Genomic DNA, 25,507 nt, shown 5'->3' on the forward strand with positions numbered 1-25,507 from the left:
CAGATGACTGCGGCACATACTAAAATCAAGTGCTCTGCTGTGTTCCCACCCTGAAGCTGTGCTTAAAAATAATATTGCACAGGTCTGAAAAAAGGCGAAAGAATTATAACAAAAAAAGCTTGTTAAAAATTTAAACTAAAAATTTTTATTATAAGCTTTAATTTTGTAATAATTTTAAGAAATTTTAATTTTACTTAAATTTCATCTTGCGTTTTTTTTTTTTTTGTATATAATCACTTTATAGCTATGAAAGGCTCCCTACTTTGATTCTAGTCCCCTACGTGAGGGTGACTTTTAGTTGCTACTTTATGTGCTTACAAGGTCTGTATAAATTTAACAGCCTCGTAAGCATTAGTCTTTATAATATCTGTATATTCTTTAAGCTCGTTTTCGCTTTCATAACCACAACTAATGGCTACAATCTCAATCCTAGCAGCCCTTGCAGCCATTATATCAAGCTTTGTATCACCTATCATAAAGGCATTTTCTTTGTCTTTGTTTAAAGCACTTAATGCCTTTAAAATGGGCTGTGCACTTGGTTTTGGCTTGTCAACGTCTTCTCTTCCTATGATAGCCTTAAAAAAGTTTCTAATCTCTAAATGTTCAAGTAGTGGTGATATAAAGGCACTTCCTTTTGTACTAACTATAGCTAGGTCGCTAAACCCACAAGCTAAGCTTAATGCCTCTTTTACAAGTGGTAAAAGCGTGGTTTGTTCTAAATAAATTTCTTTATAACGACTTCTATAAGTACTTATAAAAAGCTGTGCTAAATCCTTTCTTTGAGTAAGCTGTATAAACATTTCATCTAAGGGAAATCCTATTAATTGCTTAATATCACTTTGGCTTGGCTTGGTTAAAGAAAGTTTTTCAAAGGCATAGTAAAAAGAAGCCAAGATGGCAGGAGTTGAATCAATCAAAGTGCCATCAAGGTCAAATAAAATTGTTTTTTGCATTATTGTAAGAAGAATTTAGCTTCTACTCTTCTGTTATCAGCACGACCTTCTTCAGTATCATTACTTGAACGAGGTCTATCAGCTCCATAACCTACCACTTCAATACGCGATTTTTCCACGCCTTGTTTTTGAAGCTCATTAGCAACATTTTGTGCACGTTGTTCTGATAATTTTTGATTGTGTACTTTTGGACCTGTATTATCTGTATGTCCTTCTAGGCGAGTTTTATATTTTTTATGTTCATCTAAAATTTTTGCAACCCCATTAATTTGAGCTTGGAAAGATGGGTTAATACTAGCACTATCAAGGCTAAAATGTCCTTCTAAAGAAATGGTTCTTTCACAACCATTTTCATCAAGCAAGGCACCTTCTCTTGGAACTGAGCAAGTTGATTTTGTCTCTTCTATGATAGGGACTACAACAGGGGTAGCTACAGGGGTGCTTTTAGAGATTTGTGCTACAGGCTTAGGAGAACTAACCGGTACAGGTTTAGAACTACCACCATTAAAACCAAAACTAAGTCCTAAGGTTGAAACCCAGCTATGATTAGCGTAATTAAAGCTTATTTGATCCCTTGTTTCAAGTCTTAAAGCAAGAGAATCGCTAAGTCTATATTTAAGACCTATGCCGTATTGCCCAAAGCCATCATCATCATTTTCAAGCTGTGGATTAGAAATAGCTTCATATCCACCACCTAATAAGCCATAAAGATAAAAGCTTTCACCTAAATCAGCACCTTTTATAAGATTTAAAAAGGTTCTTACTACTCTTGTACTATCGCCTATATCATCGTATTTTACGCGAGTATAATACTCAAAGCCAAGTTCAGCTTGGTCAATCCAAGCACCTTCATCAAAATGATAACCAAGTCTAATGCCAGGGGCAGCCCTATCTTGCATGTCTAAATTACCTTCAAAAACATTGTAATTTAATGTTGGAGTAATTTCAAATTTTACATTATTATCAGCTGCAAATAAAGCACCTGCTAGACCAAGACACAAAAATATCTTTTTCATAAAATATCCTTTCTTATAAAATAAAGAACAAGATTGTAACATATTTTAAAAAATATGTTACTAAATTTGTGGATATTTAATGAGAATTTACTATTAACGTTTAGAAAATTGAGGACTTCTACGGGCCTTTCTGCGTCCGTATTTTTTGCGTTCAACGCTTCTACTATCTCTTGTAAGCAAGCCTTGTGGTTTTAATAAATGCCTAAAATCTGCATCCATTAAGGCTAATGCCCTTGAAATTCCGTGTCTTAAAGCCTCTGCCTGGGCTGAATAACCACCACCAAAGGTAGTAGCACGAATATCCATAGAACTTTCTTGTTTTGTTACAAGTAGAGGCTGAACAACTTTGATTTTAATAGACTCATGCCCACCAAGCCAGGTATTTAAATCAATACCATTTACGCTTATCTTACCACTTCCTGGTTTTATCCAAACCTTTGCTACGGCAGTTTTTCTTTTACCTGTTGCGTATGTAGTTGCCATAATTATTGTCCTTCTTTAGCAAGTTGTGCGGTGTGAGGATGCTCACTTCCTGCATAAATTTTAAGTTTTTTAAGCATAGCCCTGCCTAAATTTGTTTTAGGAAGCATACCTCTAACAGCTATTTTATAAAGTTTAACAGGATTTTTTGCAAGTAAATCTCCAAATTTTTCACTCTTAACACTTCCAAAATAACCAGAATGCCTATGATAAAGCTTATCTTCTGCCTTATTGGCACCTGTAAAAATAGCCTTTGAAGCATTTATGATAACTACATAATCCCCACAATCTACATTTGGAGTAAAGCAAGGCTTATTTTTACCTCTTAAAATTGTCGCTACTTCTGTTAAAAGACGCCCGAAACGTTTACCCTCAGCGTCTAAAACTATCCATTGTCTTTGAACTTCGTTTGGCTTTGTTATCTTAGTCATTTTCTACCTTTTGCCAAAATTTTAAAAATATGATTATAGTTATTTTTACTTAATTAAAACTGAATTTAAGTAAATATTAAATTTAAACCCTTATTCTTAAATTTGCACAATGAGTTAGGGCAACTGCTATTGCATCGGTAATATCTAGGGGCTTAATATCCTTTTGAATTCCTAATAATCTTTTAACCATAAAGGCAACTTGTTCTTTACTAGCCTTTGCCTTGCCCGTAATAGCCTTTTTAACTTGCAAGGGGGTATATTCGCTAAATTCTCCATGCATTTGTAAAATTTTTAAACTTAATGCCCCTCTAAACTGGGCAAGTTTTAAAACACTTCTTGGATTATAAGCAAAGAAAATATCCTCAATAGCCACCTCGTCAAAGTGATATTGTTTAAAAATCAAATCAAGACCTTCACAAAGTTCGGTTATTTGATATTGCAAGGTGCTTGGTTTTATCTTAATAAGTCCTGCTTCAAGGAGTAAATTTTTATTTTTATTCGCCTCAATAATTGCATAGCCACAAAACCTACTTCCAGGGTCTATCCCTAAAATTTTCACAATTTTCACCCTTAAAATTTTAGATAATTTCACTATGTGAAATTATCTAAAATTATAGCTTTTTTTACTAAATTTTTTATATTTTTAGGTTATAATTTCCAAAAATTTACAAGAGGACAAATGGACGCAAGTCAGATATTAACAGCACTTAAAAACGAATTGTCACAAAGAGATTTTGAACATTATATATCACATTTACAATTTAGCGAAAAACAAAGCAAGGCCGATTATTTAGTATTTGTAGCTCCAAATGAATTTATGGCAAAATTTATAAAAACAAAATTTGGAGAAAAGATTGCTTATTTTTACGAAGCTAAAAGTGGAAATAAGGCAAAAATTAATATTATAAGCACAAATAATGATAAATTAAAACACCATAAAAGTACTACAAAGCTTGATATAGTGCATATTAAAGCACAAAGTACTATTTTAAATCCGTCTTTTACCTTTGATAATTTTGTAGTAGGGGATTCAAATAAATATGCCTTTACAACTTGCAAGGCAGCAAGTGATAAAGATAAACTTGGTAAGCTTTATAATCCTATTTTTATATATGGTTCTACTGGGCTTGGAAAGACTCATTTGCTTCAAGCTGTGGGGAATGTGTGTATTGAGCTTGGAAAAAAGGTAACTTATGCAACTAGTGAAAATTTTATAAATGATTTTACCCTGCATTTAAAAAATCATACTTTAGAAAAATTCAAAGAAAAATATAAAAATTGTGATGCCTTGCTTATTGATGATGTGCAATTTTTTGGAAAAACAGATAAAATACAAGAAGAATTTTTTCATATCTTCAACGAAATTCACAATCAAAGTGGGCAAATTATAATGACTAGCGATAAACCACCAAATATGCTAACAGGCATTACTGAAAGATTAAAAACGCGTTTTGTAAATGGAATAATCGCTGATATTACTCCACCTGAACTTGATACAAAAAAGGCTATTATTCAAAAAAAATGTGAATTTAATGAAATTTATTTAAGGCAAGAAGTTATTGATTATATAGCTGCTTCAATGGGGAATAATATTAGAGAAATTGAAGGAATGATTACAAATTTAAATGCCCATTCTAAATTAATTAATCAAGAAATAAATTTAGACCTAGTAAAGGCTGTTATAAAAGACCATGTTAAGGAGATGAAAGAAAATATAAACTTTGAAGATATTTTAAATTTAGTTTGTAGAGAATTTAATATAAAAATCAGTGACGTACAATCAAATAAAAAAATGAAAAATATAGTAATGGTAAGAAGGATTATAATATTTTTATCAAGAGAACTTACTAGTATCTCAATGCCAAAACTTGCTACTTATTTTGACATGAAAGACCATACAGCTATATCTCATAATATTAAGAAAATTAATGAATTAATTAATAAAGATTTAGAGTTAAAAAACAAAATAGATGAACTAAGAAATAAAATTTTAGTTAAATCTCAACAATAAGATTGTGAAAGAATGTGAAAAAATTTATTTAAGCTTGTTTGAAAATTTGTTAAAAAAATATGTTAAAATAACCCTTTGAAAATTTTTTTCACAATTTCAACAAACTTATTATTATGATGAATTTAAAATTTAAAAATAAGGAGAGAAAATGAAACTTAGCATTAACAAAAATACCCTAGAAGCTGCAATCACCCTATGCAATTCTTATGTAGATAAAAAAGATGCAAGTATTATAACTTCACACTTGCTTTTTCAAGCACAAGATGATAAACTCATCATAAAGGCTAGTGATTATGAAATAGGACTTACCTATCATATTAAAAAAATTCATATTGATAATCCAGGTTTTGCTACTACAAATGGGAAAAGTTTAGCTGATATCATTAAAAATTTAAATAATGAAGAAATAACACTTGAAACCATTGATAATTCTTTATTTATTAAACAAAAAAATACTAAATATAAATTACCTATGTTTAATTATGTAGATTTTCCTGAATTTCCTAACATTGAAAATAAAAATAAATTCAATATAGATTCTTCTGATTTAAGTAAATCTTTAAAAAAGATTTTACCTTGTATTGATACAAATAATGCAAAATACTCATTTAATGGAGCTTACTTAAATATAAAACACGATAAAATAGACTTTGTAGGAAGCGATACTAAACGTCTAGCAATTTATACCTTAGATAAACAAAATGATAATGAGTTTTCTATATGTATTCCTAAAAAAGCTATATATGAAATGCAAAAATTATTTTATGAAAATATTGAAATTTTTTATGATGAAAATATACTTATTGCAAAAAGTGATAATTTTGAATTTTATACTAAATTGATAAATGATAAATTTGCAAATTACGAAGCTATCATTCCTAACAATTTTAAACAAGAATTTTTATTTCAAACAGAAGACTTTATAGATTCTTTAAAAAAAATTAGTGTAATCACAGATAAATTAAAACTTCAATTTACTAAAAATAAAATTATCTTTGAAGGCATTAGTACTAATAATATAGAAGCAAAAACTGAAATTGAAAAAGAACTTGATATAAATGAAGAATTTTCTCTTACTATAAAAATTAAATTCTTTTTAGACTTTTTGTATTCTATAGAAGAAAGTTCTTTTAAATTAAGTATTAAAGAACCAAATTTATCATTTATTATAAATGCTGAAAATTTAAATGTAATCATACTACCTATTATTTTATAATTAAGGAAAAAAATGCAAAATTATGGCGAAAACAATATAAAGGTATTAAAAGGCTTAGAAGCAGTTAGAAAACGTCCAGGAATGTATATAGGTGATACAAATATTAATGGTTTACATCATATGATTTATGAAGTAGTTGATAATTCAATTGACGAGGCCATGGCTGGATATTGTACTAATATAAACATAGAACTTACAAATGAAGGAAGTTGTATTGTAAGTGATAATGGTCGTGGAATTCCTGTTGGAATTCATCCTACTGAAAATATCCCTACTTTAACTGTTGTTTTAACCGTTCTTCATGCAGGTGGTAAATTTGATAAAGATACTTATAAGGTTTCAGGTGGACTTCATGGAGTTGGTGTTTCTGTAGTAAATGCACTTTCAAAAAAACTTATAGCAACTGTTCATAGAGATGGCAAAATTTACAAACAAAGTTTTTCAGAAGGAAAGACTATAAGTGAACTTGAAATTATAGGAAATAGTCAAAAAACTGGTACTATAATCGAATTTTTCCCTGATAATACTATCTTTGAAATAACTGAATTTAACGATGAAATTTTAATAAAAAGATTTAAAGAACTTGCATATTTAAATCCAAAAATCACTATAAATTTTAAAGATAATCGCACAAATAAAGCAGAAAATTTTCATTTTAATGGAGGAATTTCACAATTTGTTAGCGACCTTAATAAAAATGAGGCCCTAACTAAACCTATATTTTTTAATGTCAATGAAGAAGATGTTAATGTAGAAGTAGCACTTTTATATAATAGTACTTATACAGAAAATTTATTTTCTTTTGTAAATAATATAAAAACCCCTGATGGAGGAACTCACGAGGCTGGTTTTAGAATGGGTTTAACTCGCGTAATTAGTAATTATATAGAGGCAAATGCAGCTACTAGAGAAAAAGATTATAAGATTACAGGCGAGGATGTTAGAGAAGGTTTAATTGCTATTGTAAGCGTAAAGGTACCTGAACCTCAATTTGAAGGACAAACAAAAGGAAAATTAGGTTCTTCTTATGTTAGACCTATAGTTAATAAGGCAAGTTTTGAATATTTAACTAAATATTTTGAAGAAAATCCAAACGAAGCTAGGGCTATTATGAATAAGGCCTTAATGGCTGCTAAGGGTAGAGAAGCTGCTAAAAAAGCAAGGGAATTAACTCGCAAAAAAGAAAGTTTAAGTGTAGGAACTTTACCTGGAAAATTAGCAGATTGTCAAAGTAAGGACCCAAGTGAAAGTGAAATTTATCTTGTAGAAGGTGATAGTGCGGGTGGTTCTGCAAAACAAGGAAGAGAAAGGGCTTACCAAGCAATACTGCCTTTAAGAGGTAAAATTTTAAATGTTGAAAAGGCAAGACTTGATAAAATTTTAAAATCTGAACAAATTCAGAATATGATTACAGCCTTTGGTTGTGGCATAGGTGATGATTTTGATATAAGTCGTTTAAGGTATAATAAAATTATAATTATGACAGATGCTGATGTGGATGGAAGTCATATACAAACTTTGCTTTTAACCTTTTTCTTTCGCTTTATGAATGAACTTGTAGCAAATGGGCATATTTATCTAGCACAACCTCCTCTTTATCGCTATAAAAAAGGACAAAAAAAAGAAATTTATTTAAAGGATGAAAAGGCTTTAAATGATTATTTAATAGAAACAGGTATAGAAAGTGGTGGTTATGAAGGAATAGGGCTGAATGATTTAAAAGATTTTCTTAAACTTGTGATCAATTATAGAACTGCCTTAAAAGAACTTCAAAAACGTTTTAATGTAATTTGTGTAATTAGACATTTAATAGAAAATCCTGATTTAATAAGTCTTTCAAATCAAAATTTATTTAATGTTATTAAGGAATTTTTAGAAAAGCAAGATTATAATATTTTAAATTATTATATGAATAATGATTCTTTGCGTATCTTTGTACAAACTGAAAATGGCTTAGAAGAATTGCTTATAAATGATGATTTATTTACTCATCCTTTTTATACAGAGGCTGGTCATATCTTTTCTAAGATTAAAGAAAGGGATTTAAAATTTGATAAAGATATCTTTGAAATTTTAGATGAGGTTGAAAAGAATGCTAAAAAAGGAGCTTATATACAAAGATATAAGGGTTTAGGTGAGATGAACCCTGAACAGCTTTGGGAAACTACAATGGACCCAACCATTAGAAGACTTTTAAAAATCACTATAGAAGATGCCCAAAGTGCAAACGATACCTTTAATCTTTTTATGGGCGATGAGGTAGAACCTAGAAGAGAATATATACAAGCACACGCAAAGGATGTTAAGCACCTTGATGTTTAAAGGGAATGTTTAAAATTTTTAATAGTACTTGTTAATTTTTTTGATAATTTTACCTTATATTTTACATTTGGTTTTAAGCTTAAAAGTTCATTATCTAAATGGGAAAGTTGTTTTTTTGTATATAGGCTAATATCCTTTAAATTTGGGCTTTTAACAAGCCTTTTTCCATTATCAAAGACAAGTTTTAAAAGTTCCTTGTAAGGTTGATTAAAATCAATTTTTTCATCATAAACAAAGATTTTATCATAAAGAAATTTTTTACTTTTTTTATCATAAAAACGAAGAACGCGTTTAAAATGTGGGATTATAGTTTTTTGCTTATCTTCGCTTAGTTTTATTTTAGGTATTATCTTATTATTAATCTCATTTGCTACTAATTTATAAACAAAGCCAAATATAGGCTCACTTGATGCAGTTATTAATCTTTCACCCACTCCAAAGGCATCAATAGGAGCATTTTTATCAAGTAAATTTTCAATCATATATTCATCTAAGGAATTTGAAACTATTATCTTACAAGATTTTAAATTTGCCTTATCAAGCTTTTTTCTAATCCTTTTACTAAGCCTTTCTAAATCACCTGAATCAATTCTAATTGCCCCATTTAAGATATTAAATTTTTTAAAGACCTTAATGGCATTTTCAAGGCCACTTTTATAATTATAAGTATCTATTAAAAGGGTAGGGTTATTAGGATAAAGTTTTAAATATTCACAAAAGGCCTCATATTCATTATCAAACATTTGCACCCAAGAATGAGCCATTGTACCACTAGGGGTTATATTATAATACTTTGCTGCAAGGGTACAAGAACTTGCCATGCAACCTCCAATTATTGCTGCCCTTGCCCCATTAATGGCCGCTTCTTTTCCATGTGCCCTTCTAGCTCCAAATTCAAGCACAGGGCGATTTTTAGCACTGCGAACTATACGATTAGTTTTTGTAGCTATTAAGCTTTGGTGATTTAAGCTTAAAAGTAAAAAAGTTTCTAAAAGTTGGGCTTGTATGCTAGTAGCTTTAATGCAAAGAATAGGTTCATTTGCAAAGATTATTTCACCTTCATTCATAGCATAAATACTACCATTAAATTTAAAATTTTTCAAAAAATTTAAAAAGGCATCATTAAAATAATTTAAAGATTTTAAATAAGCTATATCATCATTATTAAAATGAAAATTTTCAACAAAGTCTAAAACACTTTCAAGCCCTGCAAAAATAGCAAAGCCACCATCATCAGGCACCCTTCTAAAAAAGATATCAAAATATGAAATTTGGTCCTTTTTTCCACTATTAAAATAGCCTTGTGCCATTGTAAGTTCGTAAAAATCGCAAAGTAAGGCTAGATTAAAAGTCTTCAAAGCTTATACTGCCTTTTGAATAATTTGTAACCTTGCTTTCAAAAAAGTTACTTTTTTGGTCATTAAATTTAGAAAAATCATCAACCCATTTTATAGGGTGTTTAGAATTGTATAATCTTTCATAACCAATAGCAACTAATCTTTGGTCTACTAAATAATGAATATATTCTTCTATAATATCATCTGTAAAGCCCATGATTTGATTTTGGGTGATATATTGTCCCCATTTAATCTCAAGCTCACCAGCCTTAGTAAACATTTCATAAATTTTTCTTTCATTTTCTAAATTAAATAAATCACTTCTTTCGGCACGAACCGAATTTATCATATTTTGAAATAATAATAAATGAGTGATTTCATCTCTTTGAATAAAGCGAATCATTTGAGCAGAACCTAGCATTTTACCAGCCCTTGCTAGTGCATAAATGGCAGTAAAACCACTATAAAAATAAATACCTTCTAAAATTTGATTTGCAACCATAGCAAGTAATAATTTATTATCATCCACGTCCCCTGCCAGGCTTTGATAAATGCCTGAAATAAAGTCATTTTTTTCCCTTAATGTTTCATCGTATTTTTCCATTTCATAGATTAAATCAGTATCATCACAAATGGCCTCAACCATTACAGCATAAGATTTTGAATGATTTGCCTCTTCATAGGCCTGTCTTGCTAAAACGGCGTTAATTTCTGGGGCGGTTATGTAAGGATTGATATTATCAGCTAAATTATTTGTTTGAAAGCTATCCATTGAAATAAGTTGGCTCCATACCAAATCATACATTCTTTTTTCAGCAGCAGTTAAATTACAACGATAATCAAGGGCATCCTTTGTAGTATCAACCTCTCTTGGAAACCAAGTATTTGCCTCCATTAAGTCCCAAAGTTTTAAAGCCCAAGTGTATTTTGCCTTTGTGAAATTTAAGATTCCATGTGGATTGCCGTTAAATACGCGTCTTTCTCCTAAATTTTCACTTGAACTAGGATTGTAAATTTTTTTTCTCTTCATAATCTTTCTCCTTTTTAACAATACAGCTTTGAGATATCAAATCATAGGCAGTTAAGCCATCTTTTCTAAATAAACTAATAATAATACCAAATAAAATGGCACAACTTATGATAAAAGCAAAATATCTTAGTATAATTTTAAGAATTTTAAGCTTTTTTCCTGTTTTTAAATCAATTAAGTAAAGTCCATAAGCTTTTAAACCCGGACTTTGTGCTGATTTTAAAAAAAATAAGCCTTGCAAAAAACCAAAGCCAAGTACGCAAATAAAAATGCTAAGTTGAGATTTTCTAAACTCAGCAGCAGAACCTAAAATAAAATAACTTATATATAAAAGTGGAACATAAAGTAAGAATAGGTCTATTAAAAAGGCCTTCATTCTTTCAACGCGACTTGCCCTTACCATCAATTTTAATTGCCTCTACTACCCGGTTTTATCGCCTTTGTACCTTCCTTACAAAGTGGACAATCACTAGCTTCATAAATTTCAAAATCAAAATTTCCCAAGGTAAAAAGTGGTATATTACTAGGCAATTTTGCCTCTTTTTTTCTTTGAGTTTTTAGGTTAGAAACTGCACAAAAACCACGATTTGCTAAGGCTGCAAAGGCTACTACCTTTCCACCTAAATTCTCAATTATCTTTGTGCTTTCAAGGGCTGAACCACCTGTTGTAATGATATCTTCACAAATGATAAATTTTTCATTTTCTTTAACACTAAAACCACGTCTTAAAGTCATAACCCCATCTACTCTTTCAGTGAAAATAAAACGTTTTGAAGAAACCCTAGCTAACTCATAACCTGCTAAAATTCCTCCAAGTGCAGGTGAACAAATGCTATCAAATTTAATCTTATTTTTTGCGATAATCTTAAATAATCTCTCACAAAGTTTTCCTGCTAGATAAGGATTTTCAAGTATTTTTGCACTTTGTAGGTAAAATTTAGAATGTTTTCCTGAACTTAATAAAAAATGCCCTTGTAAATATGCCCCAAATTTTTTATAAATCTTTTCTAAATTTGCCATTTTTTATACCTTTAAAAGCTCACTTTCTTTATTTTTCACGCTTTCATCGATTTTAGCCACATAAGAATCAGTAAATTTTTGAATTTCATCATAAGCCTTTTTTGCCTCGTCCTCGCTTATAACCTTATCTTTTTCAAGTTTTTTAACATTATCATTTGCATCTTTTCTAGTATTTCTAACTGAAATTTTAGCCTTTTCACCCATAGCCTTTGCGTGTTTTACATTTTCTTCTCTTTGTTCTCTTGTCATAGGAGGAAAGAAAAGTTTAACGCTTTCTCCATCGTTATTTGGATTAACGCCGATATTTGCAGCTGCTATGGTGCTTTCTATTGTTTTTAACATAGGTTTTTCCCAAGGACTTATGCTAATAGTTGAGGCATCACTTGCTAAAATGGTAGCTACTTGATTTAAAGGGGTAGCATTACCATAATAATCAACCATGATATGATCTAGTATATGTATATTTACCTTGCCAGTTCTAAGTGTAGTAAAATCTTTTTTAAGGGCTTCAAGTGCTTTTTCGTTATGTTCTTTTTGCTTTTTATAAATTTCATTAACCATTTTTATTCCTTTGTAGAATTTGTTTCGATATTAGGTGCTAGTGGGGCTAAATTTGAACTTGGAAGTTCAGGTATAGAAAGTGGGGCTGATGGCACTACCGGAATACTTGAATTTGTTTCTATTTGAATTTTTTCAGCTAAGGAATTTTTACTTGCTTTATTATAAAGATAACCAAGACCTATGGTATTTGCGATTAATACTAAACCCATAATAAAGGTAAATTTAGCTAAAAAACCAGCCGGTCCTTTTGCTCCAAATAAAGACTCATTACTTCCACTATATGCCCCAAGACCTATACTTGAACTTTTTTGTAATAAAACAGCGATACAAATTATCACAACAATAACAAATTGTAAGACAATTAAAAGGGTAATCATTTTAGCTTCCTAATGTAGATTTTGAGTAAAATTGTAGCTGATTTAAGTTTATAAAGATTTAAAATTTAAAAGAATTTGAAAGATATCTTTCAAATTCTTTATAACTAGCGATTTACACTTCTTAGAATATTTAAAAGTGACACAAAAAGATTTACAAAGTCTAAGTATAAAGCAACCGCACCCTCAACAGGTGTTTCATAATTTCCACGAATGATATTTTGTGTATCATAAAGAATGTAAAATGAAAATAAAATTGCTGCGATTGCCGAAATTGCTAAGCTAAAAACGCTACTTTGTACAAAAATATTTATCAAAGATGCAGCCACAACTACGATTAACACTATAAAAAGTGCCTTGCCTATAACGCTAAAATCTTTTTTTGTATTCATTGCAAAAAGGCTAAGTCCAGCAAAGGCTACCGTTGTTAAGGCAAAGGCTTGTGCTATTATAACTCCACCTTCTGCTAACATTAAAACAGACATTAAAAGAGGAGTTAGTGTAAGCCCTGAACAAAAGGTAAAGCCAAAAAGCAAGATTAAATTTAAAGGGGCCTCTCTTTTTTTATACATTAAGCCAAATAAAAGTCCAAGTTCCACAGCAAATAGTACCCAAAACATTACTTGAGATTGCACGAAGTATTGTGCTAGGCTAAAAACGCCTATATAAGCACCAGCAGTAGCAGCAAGTAAAGAGGCAGCAAAAAGCTGATAGGTTTGTTTTATAAAATTAGCAAGTGCACCTGATTTTGCACTTGAAAGTTCTCTTGAATAGTCTCTATCATAAAGATTCATTATATCTCCTTGTTTGATTTTTGTAAATTTAACACAATTTTTTTAATAAATGCAAATTCATACAAAAATTTTACAAATTAAACATTTTTGCTATAATGCAAAAAAATTTTTTCAAGGTTAAAAATGCAAAATCTTATCAGCGGTGCTATTAAATTTATGCAAGAGGATTTTAAGGAGCACGAACAATTATTTGAAAGTCTTAAAAATAGGCAAAATCCTCACACGCTTTTCATAGGCTGTTCTGATTCAAGAGTGATTCCAAATTTAATCACAAATACAGGACCTGGTGAACTTTTTGTGATAAGAAATATCGCAAATATAGTCCCTCCTTATCGCGTTGGGGATGATTATTTAGCTACGACCTCTGCTATAGAATATGCCTTAAATTCTTTGCATATTGAAAATATCGTAGTTTGTGGTCATAGTAATTGTGGTGGTTGTAATGCCTTGTATTCAAGTGATGAGGAGTTAAAGGAATTACCAAATGTTAAAAAGTGGCTAACCATGCTTGAACCCATAAAACATGATGTTTTATCTTTTGCAAAGGATGATATTGCGATGCGTTCTTGGCTTACTGAAAAGCTAAATTTAGTAAATTCTTTGCAAAATATCTTAACTTATCCAGGAGTTTTAAAGGCATTAGAAGATAAGAAAATCGAAATTCACGCTTGGTACTACATAATAGAAACGGGCGAAATTTATGAGTATGATTATAAAAGGCAGATTTTTACCTTAATTCAAAATAGGAATGTAAAATGAAAAAAATTATCTTAATATTTGCTTTATGCTTTGTTGTATTTTTGCAAGGTGATAATATAAACGAGTTTGAAGCACAAGAATTTGAAGTACAAGAACAAAATGCAAGTAGCGATGATAGTGGTAAAAAGATATATTTACTAGTACAAGACTTTGTAAAATTAAATCAAAAATTAAAAAAGGCTAAAGAAACTCAGGATATAAATTCTAGTTCTTTTAAATCCTTAAATTCCGAGATTAGTAGGGAAAAGGCTAAAATTTTAGCCACAATTCCAGGCGTTATAACGCAACAAAAGATAAATAGCGATGATGTAAATAAATTCTTAGAGGTTAGACAAAATTTAGAAAGCCTTAAAGAAAGAAGTACAAAAAATCACTTTGTTTTCGTGGATACTAGCTTGGATTTAATGTATATGCAAGTTATACAAGATTTTTTCTCAGCCTTATTTAAGCTTGAAAAATTGTTTAAAGAAACTGCAAGTAGTTCTTCAATGATAGCTGTAATCGATGAATCTCTAAACGCTTTGCAAAAAGATTCTGTTAATAATCTTGGTGAAAATAAGGCAAAGATTACAAATGAAAGTGAGCTTTTAAGGGTAGAAAGAAAAGAAGCCATGATTGCAAATGCTGTCGAGGCCTATAATGAAATTTTAATGCACTTAAAAGATAATGCAAATTTGCTTGAAAGTAATTATATTTTTAGTACCTTTAAGTTTCAAGATTGGATAAATTATATAAATGAAATTTTTGATATTGAATATATAAATGTAGGCAAGGTCTTGCTTTGCGTAATTGTGATTTTATTTTTTATTTCACTTAGAAAATTTTTAGCAAATATTTTATATATTGTTTTGATTAAATTATTTTATCGAAACAAGGATGGAAGTAGCGTTAAAGAACTTTTTATAGATAGTATTAAAAAGCCTGTTGGATACTTGCTTTTAGTTTATGCCATTAGCTTGTGTTTAACGATAATTTTTTATCCTCAACCCGTATTTTTAGCAATCACTAATCTTTTATATATAATCTATGCAATATTCTTTGCCCTTTTAGCCTTTAAGATTATCGATGGTTATGGCATGGTAATAATCTCAAAAATAGCTCAAAAAAGTGGCAAAAAAGAAGTAATTAACCTAGTTATAAAAATAGTTTATTTTATAATCTTCATAATAGCCATACTTTTCATACTTTCAAGGCTTGGTTTTAATATCTCAGCCATTATCGCTTCACTTGGAATAGGTGGTTTAGCAGTTGCCCTTGCTGCAAAAGATATTATCGCAAATTTCTTTGCGTCTATACTCCTTTTATTTGATGATAGTTTTAATCAAGGCGATTGGGTAGAGATTGCTGGTATTGAGGGTAATGTCGTTGAAACAGGACTTAGAAAAACTACTATTAGGACCTTTGATAACTCCTTAGTATTTTTGCCAAATTCAGCAGTAATGGCAGCAAATATTAAAAATTGGTCTAAACGTCGTATAGGAAGACATATAAAAATGTATATAGGCGTGGGATACGATGCTACCCCTGAAAAGCTTGATGCTTGCGTGAATGATTTAAGAGAGCTTTTAAATACTAGCGAGTTGGTATCTCACCCAGAAGATAATGCCTTAAAAGCCGGTAGCTGGGCAAAATATAGACAAAATTTAGTTTCTATTAATGATCTAGAAGGTTATAAAAATGCTTGTTATGTTGCATTAAGTGATTTTGGAGATAGTAGTATAAATATAGAACTTTATTTTTATACCAAGGGCGTAACAGCTAAGGATTTTAGGGAAACTAGACATAAATTAATGCTTGAGTTTATGCGTATAGTTGCTAAAAATGGACTTAGCTTTGCTTTCCCAAGTAGAAGTATTTATATAGAAAATTTGCCTAAGAATTTAGAATTTAGCACCAAGGCTTAATCTATGCAAGAACCAAGGATTGCCATTTTAGCAACGGGTGGGACAATTGCTGGTTTAAGTAAAGATAACCTAAGTTTAAATTATAAGGCAGGGGTTTTAAGCATTGATAGCTTAATAAAATCCTTGCCTAAGATTAATGCTAAAATTTCTACTTATCAAATTTCAAATATCGATAGTTGCGATATGGATGATGAAATTCAAATAAAATTAGCAAAAAAGATTAACGAACTTTTTGAAAAAGATATCGATGGCATAGTTGTAACGCATGGAAGTGATACCTTAGAAGAAAGTGCGTATTTTATACAATTAAGCGTAAAAAGCAATAAGCCAGTTATTTTTACAGCCTCCATGAGACCCTTTTTTTCACTAAGTAGCGATGGGCCCAAAAATCTTTATAATGCCATTATTTTAGCTACAAAATCAAAGGGAGTTTTAATAAGCATAAATGATAAAATTTTTAGCCCTAGAGTGCTTAGTAAAACTCACACTCTAAATTTAAACGCCTTTTCTTCGCCAAATGAACTTGGCTATATAGTGGATAATGATATATTTTTTTATGAAAAAAATAAAAAAGCACCCTTTGATATAGATAAAATCACTACTTTGCCAAAGGTTGATATACTTTATTCTTACTCAAATGATGGAAACGCTATAAGCGCAAAAGCTCTTTTTGAAAATGGTACCAAAGGCTTAGTTATTGCAGGAAGTGGGGCTGGAAGTATACATAAGAATTTAAAAAATGTGTTAAAAGAATTAATAAAAAAGGGCTTAATCATAGTTGTTAGTACTAGGGTTGCTTTTGGTAGCGTAATTTTAAGCAAAGAAGATATTAAACTAGGCTTTATCTCAGCTCTTGATTTAAATCCTCAAAAGGCTAGAATTTTACTTATCCTAGCCCTAAGTAAGACTAAAAATATACAAAAAATTCAAAAATATTTTTTAAAATATTAGCTTATCTATCTATCCATTTTTGCGTATTTTCATTATATCTATTGCCTACTATTTTAATCTTTTCAAGCCTTTCATTTATGTTTTGTAAGTCTTGCACGCTTAAATTTATATTAACGGCGTTAATATTTTCTTCAAGCCTATTAATCTTAGTAGTTCCAAAAATAGGTACTATAAAATTTGCTTGATTGCTTACCCAAGCAAGTGCAATTTGTGCTGGAGTGGCATTTTTAGAATTTGCAAGTTCTTTAATATAATCAATCAAGGCTTGATTTGCCTCAATGGCTTCTTTTGTAAAGCGTGGATTATTAGCCCTTGAGTCATCTTTGTTAAAGGTGGTTTTATTATTTATGACCCCTGTTAAAAAGCCCCTACCTAGTGGAGAAAATGGCACAAAGCCTATATTAAGTTCTTTTAAAAGTGGTAAAATTTCATCTTCTGGTTCTCTCCACCACATAGAATACTCACTTTGCAAGGCCGTTACAGGTACAATTGAATTTGCCTTTTTTATGGTATTAACACCTGCTTCGCTTAGTCCAAAATTTCGAATTTTTCCTTCTTTTATAAGTCCTGATATAGTTTGTGCTACTTCTTCAATAGGGGTATTTTTATCAACTCTGTGTTGATAATAAAGGTCTATATAATCAGTTTGCAATCTTTTCAAAGAACCCTCAACACTTTTAATAATCCTTTCTTTTGAACTATCAAGCCCATTTTCATAAATGCCAAATTTAGTAGCGATTACTACTTTGTCTCTTTTTCCCTTAAAGGCCTTGCCAAGCAATGTTTCATTTGTATGAGGCCCATAAACTTCTGCTGTATCAAAAAAGTTAATACTTAAATCAATAGCCCTATGAACAAGTTTTATCATCTCATTTTCATCTAGCTTTTTATAATCTCCATAAGCATAAGTTAAACCCATACAACCAAGCCCAAATTGAGAAACTTCTAAATTTCGCAACTTCCTTTTTTGCATTTTTATATCCTTTGCAAATAAATTTGCACTTATAGCCATAAAGGCCACAAGGCTAGAAAATTTTAAAAATTCGCGTCTATTTTGCATGTTTTATCCTAAATTTTTATTGATAAATTCAGCTATTGTGTCAAATTGTATGAATTTTTCATTATCATATAAGTCTGTATGATTAGCCCCTTTGACTATGATTAGCTTTTTATTTGAGCCCTTTAACTTTTTATAAACATCCTCGCTAAAATACCTAGAATGTGCTTTTTCACCATGTATTAATAAAACAGCGTTATCAATCTCATCAAGGTAATTTAAAATAGGTACATTTAAAAAGGATAAGGTAGAAGTAACATTCCAACCTCCATTTGAATTTAAGGACCTTTCATGGTACCCTCTTTTTGTCTTATAATACGCGTGATAATCCTTGAAAAATTGTGGTGCGTCACCTGGCAATTTATCAGGCACACCCCCGGCTAAGGCATAATTATTGTTTTTAAAATCCTTAATCCTTTGTTCGTTTAATGCCTTTTTCTTAGCCATTCTAGCTTCCTTGCTATCTTCTTTATCAAAATAGCCTTTCGCATTTACCCTTGACATATCATACATTGTAGACGCAACTGCTACCTTGATTCTTGGGTCATTTTGTATAGCATTTATACTAAATCCACCCCAGCCACAAATTCCTATAATGGCTATTTTTTCAGGGTCAACCTTTTCATTTGTGCTTAGAAAATCAACTGCTGCACTAAAATCTTCTGTATTTATATCAGGCGAGGCGACATATCTTGGACTTCCACCACTTTCTCCTGTAAATGATGGGTCAAAGGCTATTGTTAAAAAGCCTCTTTGTGCTAGATTGTGAGCATAAAAGCCACTTGATTGTTCTTTAACTGCCCCAAAGGGACCACTTATCGCAATGGCGCTAAGTTTACCCCTAGCGTTTTTTGGTTCATACATATCAGCTACTAAGGTGATTCCATAGCGATTTTTAAAGCTTACCTTGCTATGTTTTACTTTATCGCTTAGCTTAAAGGTTTTATCCCATTTTTGAGTTAATTCCATTGTATTTTCCTTTGAAAATAAATTTGTAAAAGCTAGAACTCCAGCAACTAAACTTGCAGTTTTTAAAAAGGTTCTTCTGTTTCGCATTTGATTCCTTTTTTGAAAGATTTTTAAAATTATAAAGGATTAGAGTTAGTATAAGTCAAGTTAAATTTGAAAAAAATTGAAATTTAATGTGTGTTTAGATAATTAACATTAAAATATAAAATGTAATGTTAGAAAAAGTTAAATTTACAAGCCCTATAAGTGCTTTGCATTTGGTAAGGTACAAGGATTGTCGCTAGTGGTTAGTTTTGTTTTAATGAAAATATCTATTTTTGTATATTCTTTTGGTTGTTTTTTAAACAATTTTTGTAAAAATTTATCTACTTGACTATCAAATATTATTTTAAAACTCATCATCGTACTTTTTATTCATCAATTTTTACATCTGCTTCAAGTTTTGCCTTTTCTTCATCGCTCATTTTATTAAATTTTTTTCTAAATTTTATCGCTGTTTTAGTATCTTCATAAGGTATAAACTCATATTTTGGCTTATCAATATGATTTTTTAACTGCGTTCTTAGAAATTTTCTTAATTTATTAAAATCTTTTAACTTTTCTTGAGTTGAAATTTTTAATTTTTCCACCTTTTCATCTATACTCAAAAGTGAGTTTAAAAGCTGTATTTCACTCATATTTAAGTATTTTTATAATTAATTTGCATTTTTACTCCTTTTCTATATTCTTTTAATGGTCTGTTTATTTTTTATTGATTATATAAACTTACTATATCAATGCTACATATAAAATAAGATGCAATTAGCAAGTCCGAATTTCCTTCTATTTTATAATTTGTAGTAATCCAACCTGCAATCTATAAAAGTAGCTACAAATACACCAATCAAAATTTTAAGATATCAGACTTTTCTTTTAATATATCAATCCTCGCTATGTGCGTATTGTACTTTAGATACCAAAATTTTTATTAAGTTAAAATTCTTATCAAACTAAATTCACCAAAATTACAAACAAAATTTTAAAACTTGGCACATTTATTGCTTAACTTTTTCTAAGCAATTTGAAGCAATACATTTTAAAGGATTTACTATGATGAGATCATTATGGTCTGGTGTATCCGGGCTAAAAGCACATCAAACCGCGATGGACGTTGAGGGTAACAACATAGCCAACGTTAACACAACAGGTTTTAAATACTCTCGTGCAGACTTTAGTACGATTTTTTCTCAAACCGTTAAAATCGCCACTTCCCCAACAGGAACCCTAGGTGGACAAAACGCTATGCAAATAGGTCTTGGTACCACGATTACTTCTACTACTAGAATTCACTCACAAGGTTCTATTCAAACTACGGATAAAAACACCGACGTTGCACTTAATGGCGATGGTTTCTTTATCGTAAGTGATGATGGTGGCGTGACTGATTATCTTACTCGTTCGGGTGATTTTCAACTTGATGCTTATGGAAATTTTGTTAATAATTCAGGTTATGTGGTACAAGGTTGGAATATAGACTGGAATACTCAAACCATAGATACAAGTCGTTCAGCTACTAACATTTTTATAGACCCAGGTCTTCATATCTCAGCAGTTGCATCGACCACAGTTTCAGTTAAGGCAAATTTAAATAGTGGTCTAAGCATAGGCACAGCAAGTACTTCTTTATATGCTCTTGATTCAGTGCACGGTTATAATACTAGAACAGCTACTGAAGCAAATGAAAATGATACAGGTACTACTCAGTTTTACACAACTTCAAGTAATTCTATGGAAGTTACTGAAAAGGGTGTTGATGCAGCTGTTTTATTTAATGCAAGTGGAACAGGTTTAAATTTAAGAAATGGTCAAGGTATTTGGATAAGCTATGCAGATGCTACTTATTCTACGCATTCTACAGCTGGTTTAACCTATTTTAACTCTAGTGCTGGAGTTGATCAAAATAATGTAATATTCTGGGGTGATAGTACACAAAATGTAACCCTAGATATCACAATAAACGGGGTTAGAATTCAAAACTCAACTATAAGTAGTATAGAAGAAGCCATTGCTTATATCAATACCTATACCTCTCCAACCGATACTAGAGATGGTACAGGTGTAACTGCTGTTATAAATGCGGCTGGTACGGGTATAGACTTTGTAAATGATAATGCCGATGGTACTACTGATAATATGAAAAATATTAATCTTACGGTAAATGGTGGTAATACGGCTGGTGAGTTATGGAATATTACTGATTATGATGCTGTTATTGGTACTTATGGCGTTTATAATATAAATGCTGGAGTTGGTGCTGCTTCTTCTTGGATTGGTGTAGCAGTAAATAATGTAGAAGTTATAACAGCTCATTATTATGTATATAGTTCAAATTCAGTAACCCTAGATGATATGTATAATCCTGATGGTGGTGCTGGTTTAAATGCAGCAGACGTAGGTACGCTTGGTACTGCAACTAATAATTATGTAGAAGCTACTGTTAATGGTTCTTTACTTACAACTGCTGTAAGGACCTTTCATACCACTGAGGATTTAAGGGAGTTAATACAAAGGGATGCAAGATATGGGGTTGATTATGATGGAAGTGGTAGCTTTAATACAAGTGATATTAATGAAAATGTAACCGTTATAGTAAATTCAGATGGTTACTATGCTATATCAGTATCCGAAGGAGATGCAAATGTTAATATTTGGAATAATGTTAATAATACATTTGTCACTACAGCTGTTGCCGCACAAGATTTAACCCTAAGTATAACCGAATATAGCGACCAAGCAGGGACAATCAGTACAAATTCTGCCTTTACTACTATGTTTCAAGCTTGGGAAGGTATACTTACGACCGGTTCTCAAGTAAGAGAAAGCGAACAATTTAAACTTTCAGCCTTTTCAGTAGGACTTGAAATTTATGACTCATTAGGGGCCTTACATACCATAGAAGTACAATGGGTAAAACAAGCTACTACAACAGATGGTGGTAATGAATGGCTAATGATAATAAGCGTTGAAGAACCTGCAGTAATCAACACCTCAGGGGATGGCCCTTCAAATGTAGTGGTAGGAACTGCAAGGTTTAATAACGATGGTACAATGGCATCTTATACACCAAGGACCTTAAATTTCTCACCAAATAACGGGGCTGCATCTAATCAAACCATAAGACTAAGCTTTGGTACAAGTGGTACAAATGATGGGGTTGTAAGTTCTAGTTCAACTTCAACTTTAACTAGTCAATCAACCGATGGTTATGCTTCTGGTTCTATTTTGGCTGATCAAATAAGAGTTGACTCAGATGGTAATATCTTAGCCGAGTTTACAAACGGCTTAACCTTTGCAGTAGCTACTATAGCAGTTGCAACAGTGGCAAATAACTCAGGGCTTGAAGAAATAGGGGGTAATCTTTATAAGGTAACTGCAAATAGTGGTTCTATAGTAGTTGGTGTGGCTGGTACTGGAGGTAGAGGTACTATGGCAACTGCTTCTTTGGAAATGTCAAACACAGACTTAAGTACAGCTTTAACAAACTTAATAGTTGTGCAAAGAGGTTATCAAGCTAGCTCAAAGACCATAACTACAAGTGATGAAATGCTTCAAACTTTATTGCAACTTAAATAAAAGTTTTTAACTTTTAAAGCAAGGGCGTAAAGACCCTTGCTTAAATCTAGCTTTACAAGCCTATCTTGGTAGTCTTGTATTACTAGATTAGGCTTGGTGCCTTCAATCTATTGCTAACGCGCTCTTTTTGGAGTGCGTTGCAATCTAAGAATTTCTAATCACCTTATAATGTCTTTTCCCCTTTGATTTTATAAGGTGATTTTTTGTGTTATAATTATAAAAAAATAAAAAAAAGAATAAAATGAATTACGAGCCATCCTTTACAATAACGTCAAAGATATTAAATTTAACAATCTTACTTTGTGAGCTATTAACAAAGATTGATTTAAATAATAAATTTACTATCATTCCAAAAATACTTCGTAAAAATCGCATACGAACCATTAGAGCTAGTTTAGCAATAGAAAACAATAGCTTAAATTTAGAACAAATCACAGCCATAATAAACAATAAAAGAATTTTAGGCAATCCAAGAGAGATTCAAGAAGTAAAAACGTTTATAAGGCTTATGAAAAGATTATGCAATTTAATGGGCTTAAAATAAGTGATTTTTTAAAAGCCCATGGCATAATGATGAAAGATTTAAGTCATAATGCTGGAAATTTTCGCGTTGATAATGTGGGGATTTTTGGGGATAATGAATTGTTGCACCTAGCACCCTGCTAAATTTGTAAAAAATCAAATGCTAAATTTATTTAAATGGTATAAAAATAGCACACTTCACCCCTTATAAAATCAAGCATTTTTCACTATGAACTAGAATTTATACACCCCTTTGATGATGGTAATGGCAGAATGGGTAGAATGTGGCAAAGTAAGCTTTTGGGCGAGTATAATGGGATATTTTATTTATCTATTGAAGAATTAATAGCAAGAAAGCAAAAAGATTATTATAAGGTGCTAAGTAAAAGCGATAAAAATGGCAATAACGTTGAATTTGTAGAATTTATGTTAAAAATCATAAAATTAGCCCTCGATGAACTTGTAAATGGCACGATAAACGACACATTAAATGGCGTATTAAATGAGAATGAAAAGGCTATTTTAAGGGCATTAAAGAAAAATCCAAAATTAACACAAAAAGAATTATCAATAAAATTTAATCTATCATTAAGGACAATAAATAGAATATTAAAAAATTTAAACGAAAAGGCATATTTAAAAAGAATGGGTTCTAAGAAAAGTGGATATTATGAAGTGCCTTGGAATGAGTAAATTGTGCTATAATTGTTGGCTAAAAACTTTAAAGGGAATTTGTGGAGCCTAAAATAAATAAAAATAAATCTTATGAAAAAATTCCAACAAAAAAGACCTTAAAAGCTATTAAAAAGTGTGGCAAGGGTAAGGGTAAAATATATAAGAATTTTAAGAGTTATATGGATGAGATTGCTTTGGCATAAAATAAATTTAAAAAGCGGCATAATAAATGGCACTTTAAATGGCGTATTAAATTATAATCAAAAGTCTATTTTAATGGTTTTTCAAAAAAAATTAAATTTTCATCTTTTAAATTTTTTTACTTTGCTTTTCTTGCGTTAAATTTTCTATATTTTTAATAATATTTTGTGCGTAGTTTTCTAAATTTTTAGCATTAATTAAATTATACCTTTTAAACTCATCTTGCAAAAATAAATTTAACTCATCAACCCCGGCATAAGAAATTTTTTCATACATTACAAATAAAGAATCTTTACTAAAGTGCTTAGGATAGCAAAAAACCTAAATCATAAAAATCTCTAATCTTATCCCTGTCACTAAAAGCAGCAATTTTCATTTTAATAAGTTCATCTATATCATAGACATTGATGCCATTTTTTGATTCGTATTTTAAGCTATTGTTTTGTAAAAAGTGCTTGTTGTGATTACTTATTTTTACCTTTAAAGGATAGACCCCAAGCTTAGATTTTCCAACATAATCTATCATGGCACGAAAGGTTGTATCTGTGTCTTTTTTATATTTATATTCCAAAGTTTAAAATCATTGTGTTTTTTTAATCTATTTATGAAATTCATATTATTACTTTTTGAGTCAAAGTTTAAATTCTCGCTGTAGCGATTTAAACCATAATAAAGGCTTAAAGCAGTATCGCCCTTTAAAACAAAATTATCACCAAAAAACGGCAAAAATTCTTTAATAAGAGTTGTTCTTTGAATTTGATAATTTTCAAGCATTTTCTTTATCCTTAAAATATAGTTTTGTTAGTTCAAATTTTATAAAATTTTCTATGTTTTTTTTCTTTGTTAATGATTTTTAAATACTCAAAAAGTTCTCTTTCATCGTTTTCATATAAAAAATCATTAACAGCCTTTTAACCCAGCTATATCATTTTCATAAACTAAATCAGCAATAGCCCTTGCAAAATTTGCTATAAAATACCTTTTATTATTAAAAATTCTTTTTTCGATGCCCTTTGTTCCAAGGGGCGAGTTTAAAGTATACATTTTTAAGGGTTCATTGTCCTTAAAATATAAATCTTTATGCCAATCAGCACTTAGCCCTTTTTTCATTTACTATATTTAAGGCTTGCCACCCTGAAATATGTCTCATTTGATTCCTTAAATTTAAAATACTTAGTTTTAGCATAAAATTTATAAACTAACTAATTAAGTTTAAATTCAGTTTAAGTATAAAAAAATAATAAAACTTTTACCCATTAAACACAATTTAAGGCTTTATTGTGTAAATTCTCTACACTTACATTTATTAATA

At 30.5% G+C, this 25,507-nt stretch carries 31 protein-coding genes and 1 other RNA gene; 11 read left to right on the forward strand and 21 right to left on the reverse strand.

Features of this window, described 5'->3' with window-relative positions; translation table 11 throughout:
- The 6 genes from ffs to ruvC all read right to left on the reverse strand — a co-directional run.
- Window positions 1-91: signal recognition particle sRNA small type (gene ffs, locus FMM56_RS03630), an RNA gene on the reverse strand; the annotation flags it as partial.
- 223 nt (window positions 92-314) lie between these two features.
- On the reverse strand, window positions 315-953 hold the full coding sequence (locus FMM56_RS03635; protein WP_150207828.1) for an HAD family hydrolase: 639 nt from the start codon (window positions 951-953) through the stop codon (window positions 315-317).
- Entirely contained in the window at window positions 953-1,969 is a 1,017-nt protein-coding gene (locus FMM56_RS03640; RefSeq protein ID WP_150207830.1) for an OmpA family protein, read from the reverse strand. Before FMM56_RS03640 ends, FMM56_RS03635 begins: the two co-directional genes overlap by 1 nt.
- Window positions 1,970-2,062: 93 nt before the next feature.
- The gene (gene rpsI, locus FMM56_RS03645) at window positions 2,063-2,452 is read right to left on the reverse strand and encodes a 30S ribosomal protein S9 (RefSeq protein ID WP_150140101.1); all 390 of its coding nucleotides are present in this window, start codon (window positions 2,450-2,452) and stop codon (window positions 2,063-2,065) included.
- A gap of 2 nt (window positions 2,453-2,454) precedes the next feature.
- The gene (gene rplM / locus FMM56_RS03650) at window positions 2,455-2,880 is read right to left on the reverse strand and encodes a 50S ribosomal protein L13 (protein ID WP_150140102.1); all 426 of its coding nucleotides are present in this window, start codon (window positions 2,878-2,880) and stop codon (window positions 2,455-2,457) included.
- Between the two features lie 82 nt (window positions 2,881-2,962).
- Complete coding sequence (gene ruvC, locus FMM56_RS03655) at window positions 2,963-3,439, reverse strand: crossover junction endodeoxyribonuclease RuvC (protein ID WP_150140103.1); 477 nt, start codon at window positions 3,437-3,439, stop codon at window positions 2,963-2,965.
- Window positions 3,440-3,559: 120 nt separating this feature from the next.
- Between ruvC and dnaA the strand changes: the two genes are divergently transcribed.
- From dnaA to gyrB, 3 genes are all read left to right on the forward strand, one after another.
- Window positions 3,560-4,891 carry a chromosomal replication initiator protein DnaA gene (dnaA, locus tag FMM56_RS03660; RefSeq protein WP_150207832.1) on the forward strand — a complete coding sequence of 444 codons (1,332 nt, stop codon included), beginning with the start codon at window positions 3,560-3,562 and terminating at the stop codon, window positions 4,889-4,891.
- Between the two features lie 148 nt (window positions 4,892-5,039).
- On the forward strand, window positions 5,040-6,107 hold the full coding sequence (dnaN, locus tag FMM56_RS03665; protein ID WP_150140105.1) for a DNA polymerase III subunit beta: 1,068 nt from the start codon (window positions 5,040-5,042) through the stop codon (window positions 6,105-6,107).
- 12 nt (window positions 6,108-6,119) lie between these two features.
- Window positions 6,120-8,429, forward strand: coding sequence for a DNA topoisomerase (ATP-hydrolyzing) subunit B (gyrB, locus tag FMM56_RS03670; protein ID WP_150140106.1), 2,310 nt, complete (start codon window positions 6,120-6,122; stop codon window positions 8,427-8,429).
- Here the strand turns inward: gyrB and FMM56_RS03675 are convergent.
- The 7 genes from FMM56_RS03675 to FMM56_RS03705 all read right to left on the reverse strand — a co-directional run bounded on the left by FMM56_RS03675 (window position 8,426) and on the right by FMM56_RS03705 (window position 13,545).
- A complete protein-coding gene (locus FMM56_RS03675) occupies window positions 8,426-9,787 on the reverse strand; it encodes a nicotinate phosphoribosyltransferase (protein ID WP_223810438.1) in 1,362 nt (453 codons plus the stop codon). The genes gyrB and FMM56_RS03675 overlap by 4 nt on opposite strands.
- The gene (locus FMM56_RS03680) at window positions 9,774-10,796 is read right to left on the reverse strand and encodes a ribonucleotide-diphosphate reductase subunit beta (RefSeq protein ID WP_150140107.1); all 1,023 of its coding nucleotides are present in this window, start codon (window positions 10,794-10,796) and stop codon (window positions 9,774-9,776) included. Before FMM56_RS03680 ends, FMM56_RS03675 begins: the two co-directional genes overlap by 14 nt.
- On the reverse strand, window positions 10,768-11,199 hold the full coding sequence (locus FMM56_RS03685) for an RDD family protein (protein WP_150207895.1): 432 nt from the start codon (window positions 11,197-11,199) through the stop codon (window positions 10,768-10,770). The genes FMM56_RS03680 and FMM56_RS03685 overlap by 29 nt, the downstream gene beginning before the upstream one ends.
- 5 nt (window positions 11,200-11,204) lie before the next feature.
- On the reverse strand, window positions 11,205-11,816 hold the full coding sequence (gene pyrE, locus FMM56_RS03690; protein WP_150207833.1) for an orotate phosphoribosyltransferase: 612 nt from the start codon (window positions 11,814-11,816) through the stop codon (window positions 11,205-11,207).
- A 3-nt stretch (window positions 11,817-11,819) separates the two neighbouring features.
- Window positions 11,820-12,377, reverse strand: a complete 558-nt coding sequence (frr, locus tag FMM56_RS03695) for a ribosome recycling factor (protein ID WP_150151529.1) — start codon at window positions 12,375-12,377, stop codon at window positions 11,820-11,822.
- Between the two features lie 2 nt (window positions 12,378-12,379).
- Complete coding sequence (gene secG, locus FMM56_RS03700) at window positions 12,380-12,754, reverse strand: preprotein translocase subunit SecG (RefSeq protein ID WP_150140110.1); 375 nt, start codon at window positions 12,752-12,754, stop codon at window positions 12,380-12,382.
- A 104-nt stretch (window positions 12,755-12,858) separates the two neighbouring features.
- A complete protein-coding gene (locus FMM56_RS03705) occupies window positions 12,859-13,545 on the reverse strand; it encodes a Bax inhibitor-1/YccA family protein (RefSeq protein WP_150140111.1) in 687 nt (228 codons plus the stop codon).
- 123 nt (window positions 13,546-13,668) lie between these two features.
- Between FMM56_RS03705 and FMM56_RS03710 the strand changes: the two genes are divergently transcribed.
- Genes FMM56_RS03710 through FMM56_RS03720 form a run of 3 tightly spaced genes read left to right on the forward strand, consistent with a single transcriptional unit; the run spans window position 13,669 to window position 17,159 of the window.
- Window positions 13,669-14,304 (forward strand): carbonic anhydrase, encoded by a 636-nt coding sequence (locus FMM56_RS03710; protein ID WP_150140112.1) that lies wholly within the window; start codon window positions 13,669-13,671, stop codon window positions 14,302-14,304.
- Window positions 14,301-16,208 (forward strand): mechanosensitive ion channel domain-containing protein, encoded by a 1,908-nt coding sequence (locus FMM56_RS03715; protein ID WP_150140113.1) that lies wholly within the window; start codon window positions 14,301-14,303, stop codon window positions 16,206-16,208. Before FMM56_RS03710 ends, FMM56_RS03715 begins: the two co-directional genes overlap by 4 nt.
- Window positions 16,209-16,211: 3 nt before the next feature.
- On the forward strand, window positions 16,212-17,159 hold the full coding sequence (locus FMM56_RS03720) for an asparaginase (protein ID WP_150140114.1): 948 nt from the start codon (window positions 16,212-16,214) through the stop codon (window positions 17,157-17,159).
- A 1-nt stretch (window position 17,160) separates the two neighbouring features.
- On the opposite strand, the gene FMM56_RS03725 is transcribed toward FMM56_RS03720, so the two are convergent.
- The 4 genes from FMM56_RS03725 to FMM56_RS03735 form a co-directional block, all read right to left on the reverse strand.
- Window positions 17,161-18,132 (reverse strand): aldo/keto reductase, encoded by a 972-nt coding sequence (locus FMM56_RS03725; protein ID WP_150207897.1) that lies wholly within the window; start codon window positions 18,130-18,132, stop codon window positions 17,161-17,163.
- 90 nt (window positions 18,133-18,222) lie between these two features.
- Complete coding sequence (locus tag FMM56_RS03730; RefSeq protein WP_150207899.1) at window positions 18,223-19,185, reverse strand: alpha/beta hydrolase; 963 nt, start codon at window positions 19,183-19,185, stop codon at window positions 18,223-18,225.
- Between the two features lie 240 nt (window positions 19,186-19,425).
- Window positions 19,426-19,587, reverse strand: a complete 162-nt coding sequence (locus FMM56_RS08675) for a hypothetical protein (RefSeq protein WP_190319013.1) — start codon at window positions 19,585-19,587, stop codon at window positions 19,426-19,428.
- Window positions 19,588-19,595: 8 nt separating this feature from the next.
- On the reverse strand, window positions 19,596-19,862 hold the full coding sequence (locus FMM56_RS03735) for a hypothetical protein (RefSeq protein ID WP_150207834.1): 267 nt from the start codon (window positions 19,860-19,862) through the stop codon (window positions 19,596-19,598).
- A 412-nt stretch (window positions 19,863-20,274) separates the two neighbouring features.
- Between FMM56_RS03735 and flgE the strand changes: the two genes are divergently transcribed.
- The 5 genes from flgE (at window position 20,275) to FMM56_RS08680 (ending at window position 24,197) form a co-directional block, all read left to right on the forward strand.
- Complete coding sequence (gene flgE / locus FMM56_RS03740; RefSeq protein ID WP_150207835.1) at window positions 20,275-22,797, forward strand: flagellar hook protein FlgE; 2,523 nt, start codon at window positions 20,275-20,277, stop codon at window positions 22,795-22,797.
- A 241-nt stretch (window positions 22,798-23,038) separates the two neighbouring features.
- A complete protein-coding gene (locus FMM56_RS08915; protein WP_223811464.1) occupies window positions 23,039-23,341 on the forward strand; it encodes a hypothetical protein in 303 nt (100 codons plus the stop codon).
- Window positions 23,317-23,463 (forward strand): hypothetical protein, encoded by a 147-nt coding sequence (locus FMM56_RS08920; RefSeq protein WP_223811465.1) that lies wholly within the window; start codon window positions 23,317-23,319, stop codon window positions 23,461-23,463. The genes FMM56_RS08915 and FMM56_RS08920 overlap by 25 nt, the downstream gene beginning before the upstream one ends.
- 63 nt (window positions 23,464-23,526) lie before the next feature.
- Window positions 23,527-24,012: a Fic family protein gene (locus tag FMM56_RS08925; protein WP_223811470.1), complete on the forward strand. Its 486-nt coding sequence runs from the start codon at window positions 23,527-23,529 to the stop codon at window positions 24,010-24,012.
- Between the two features lie 41 nt (window positions 24,013-24,053).
- The gene (locus FMM56_RS08680) at window positions 24,054-24,197 is read left to right on the forward strand and encodes a hypothetical protein (RefSeq protein WP_190319014.1); all 144 of its coding nucleotides are present in this window, start codon (window positions 24,054-24,056) and stop codon (window positions 24,195-24,197) included.
- Window positions 24,198-24,303: 106 nt separating this feature from the next.
- On the opposite strand, the gene FMM56_RS08930 is transcribed toward FMM56_RS08680, so the two are convergent.
- The 4 genes from FMM56_RS08930 to FMM56_RS08945 form a co-directional block, all read right to left on the reverse strand.
- Window positions 24,304-24,471 (reverse strand): hypothetical protein, encoded by a 168-nt coding sequence (locus FMM56_RS08930; RefSeq protein ID WP_223810182.1) that lies wholly within the window; start codon window positions 24,469-24,471, stop codon window positions 24,304-24,306.
- A 28-nt stretch (window positions 24,472-24,499) separates the two neighbouring features.
- Window positions 24,500-24,721, reverse strand: coding sequence for a nucleotidyl transferase AbiEii/AbiGii toxin family protein (locus FMM56_RS08935; protein ID WP_223811466.1), 222 nt, complete (start codon window positions 24,719-24,721; stop codon window positions 24,500-24,502).
- Window positions 24,718-24,969 carry a nucleotidyl transferase AbiEii/AbiGii toxin family protein gene (locus FMM56_RS08940; RefSeq protein WP_223810441.1) on the reverse strand — a complete coding sequence of 84 codons (252 nt, stop codon included), beginning with the start codon at window positions 24,967-24,969 and terminating at the stop codon, window positions 24,718-24,720. Before FMM56_RS08940 ends, FMM56_RS08935 begins: the two co-directional genes overlap by 4 nt.
- Before the next feature lie 126 nt (window positions 24,970-25,095).
- Window positions 25,096-25,305 carry a hypothetical protein gene (locus FMM56_RS08945; protein WP_223810189.1) on the reverse strand — a complete coding sequence of 70 codons (210 nt, stop codon included), beginning with the start codon at window positions 25,303-25,305 and terminating at the stop codon, window positions 25,096-25,098.
- Window positions 25,306-25,507 lie beyond the last annotated feature (202 nt).

This window comes from Campylobacter sp. LR264d, from assembly GCF_008633895.1.
GTDB lineage: Bacteria > Campylobacterota > Campylobacteria > Campylobacterales > Campylobacteraceae > Campylobacter_D.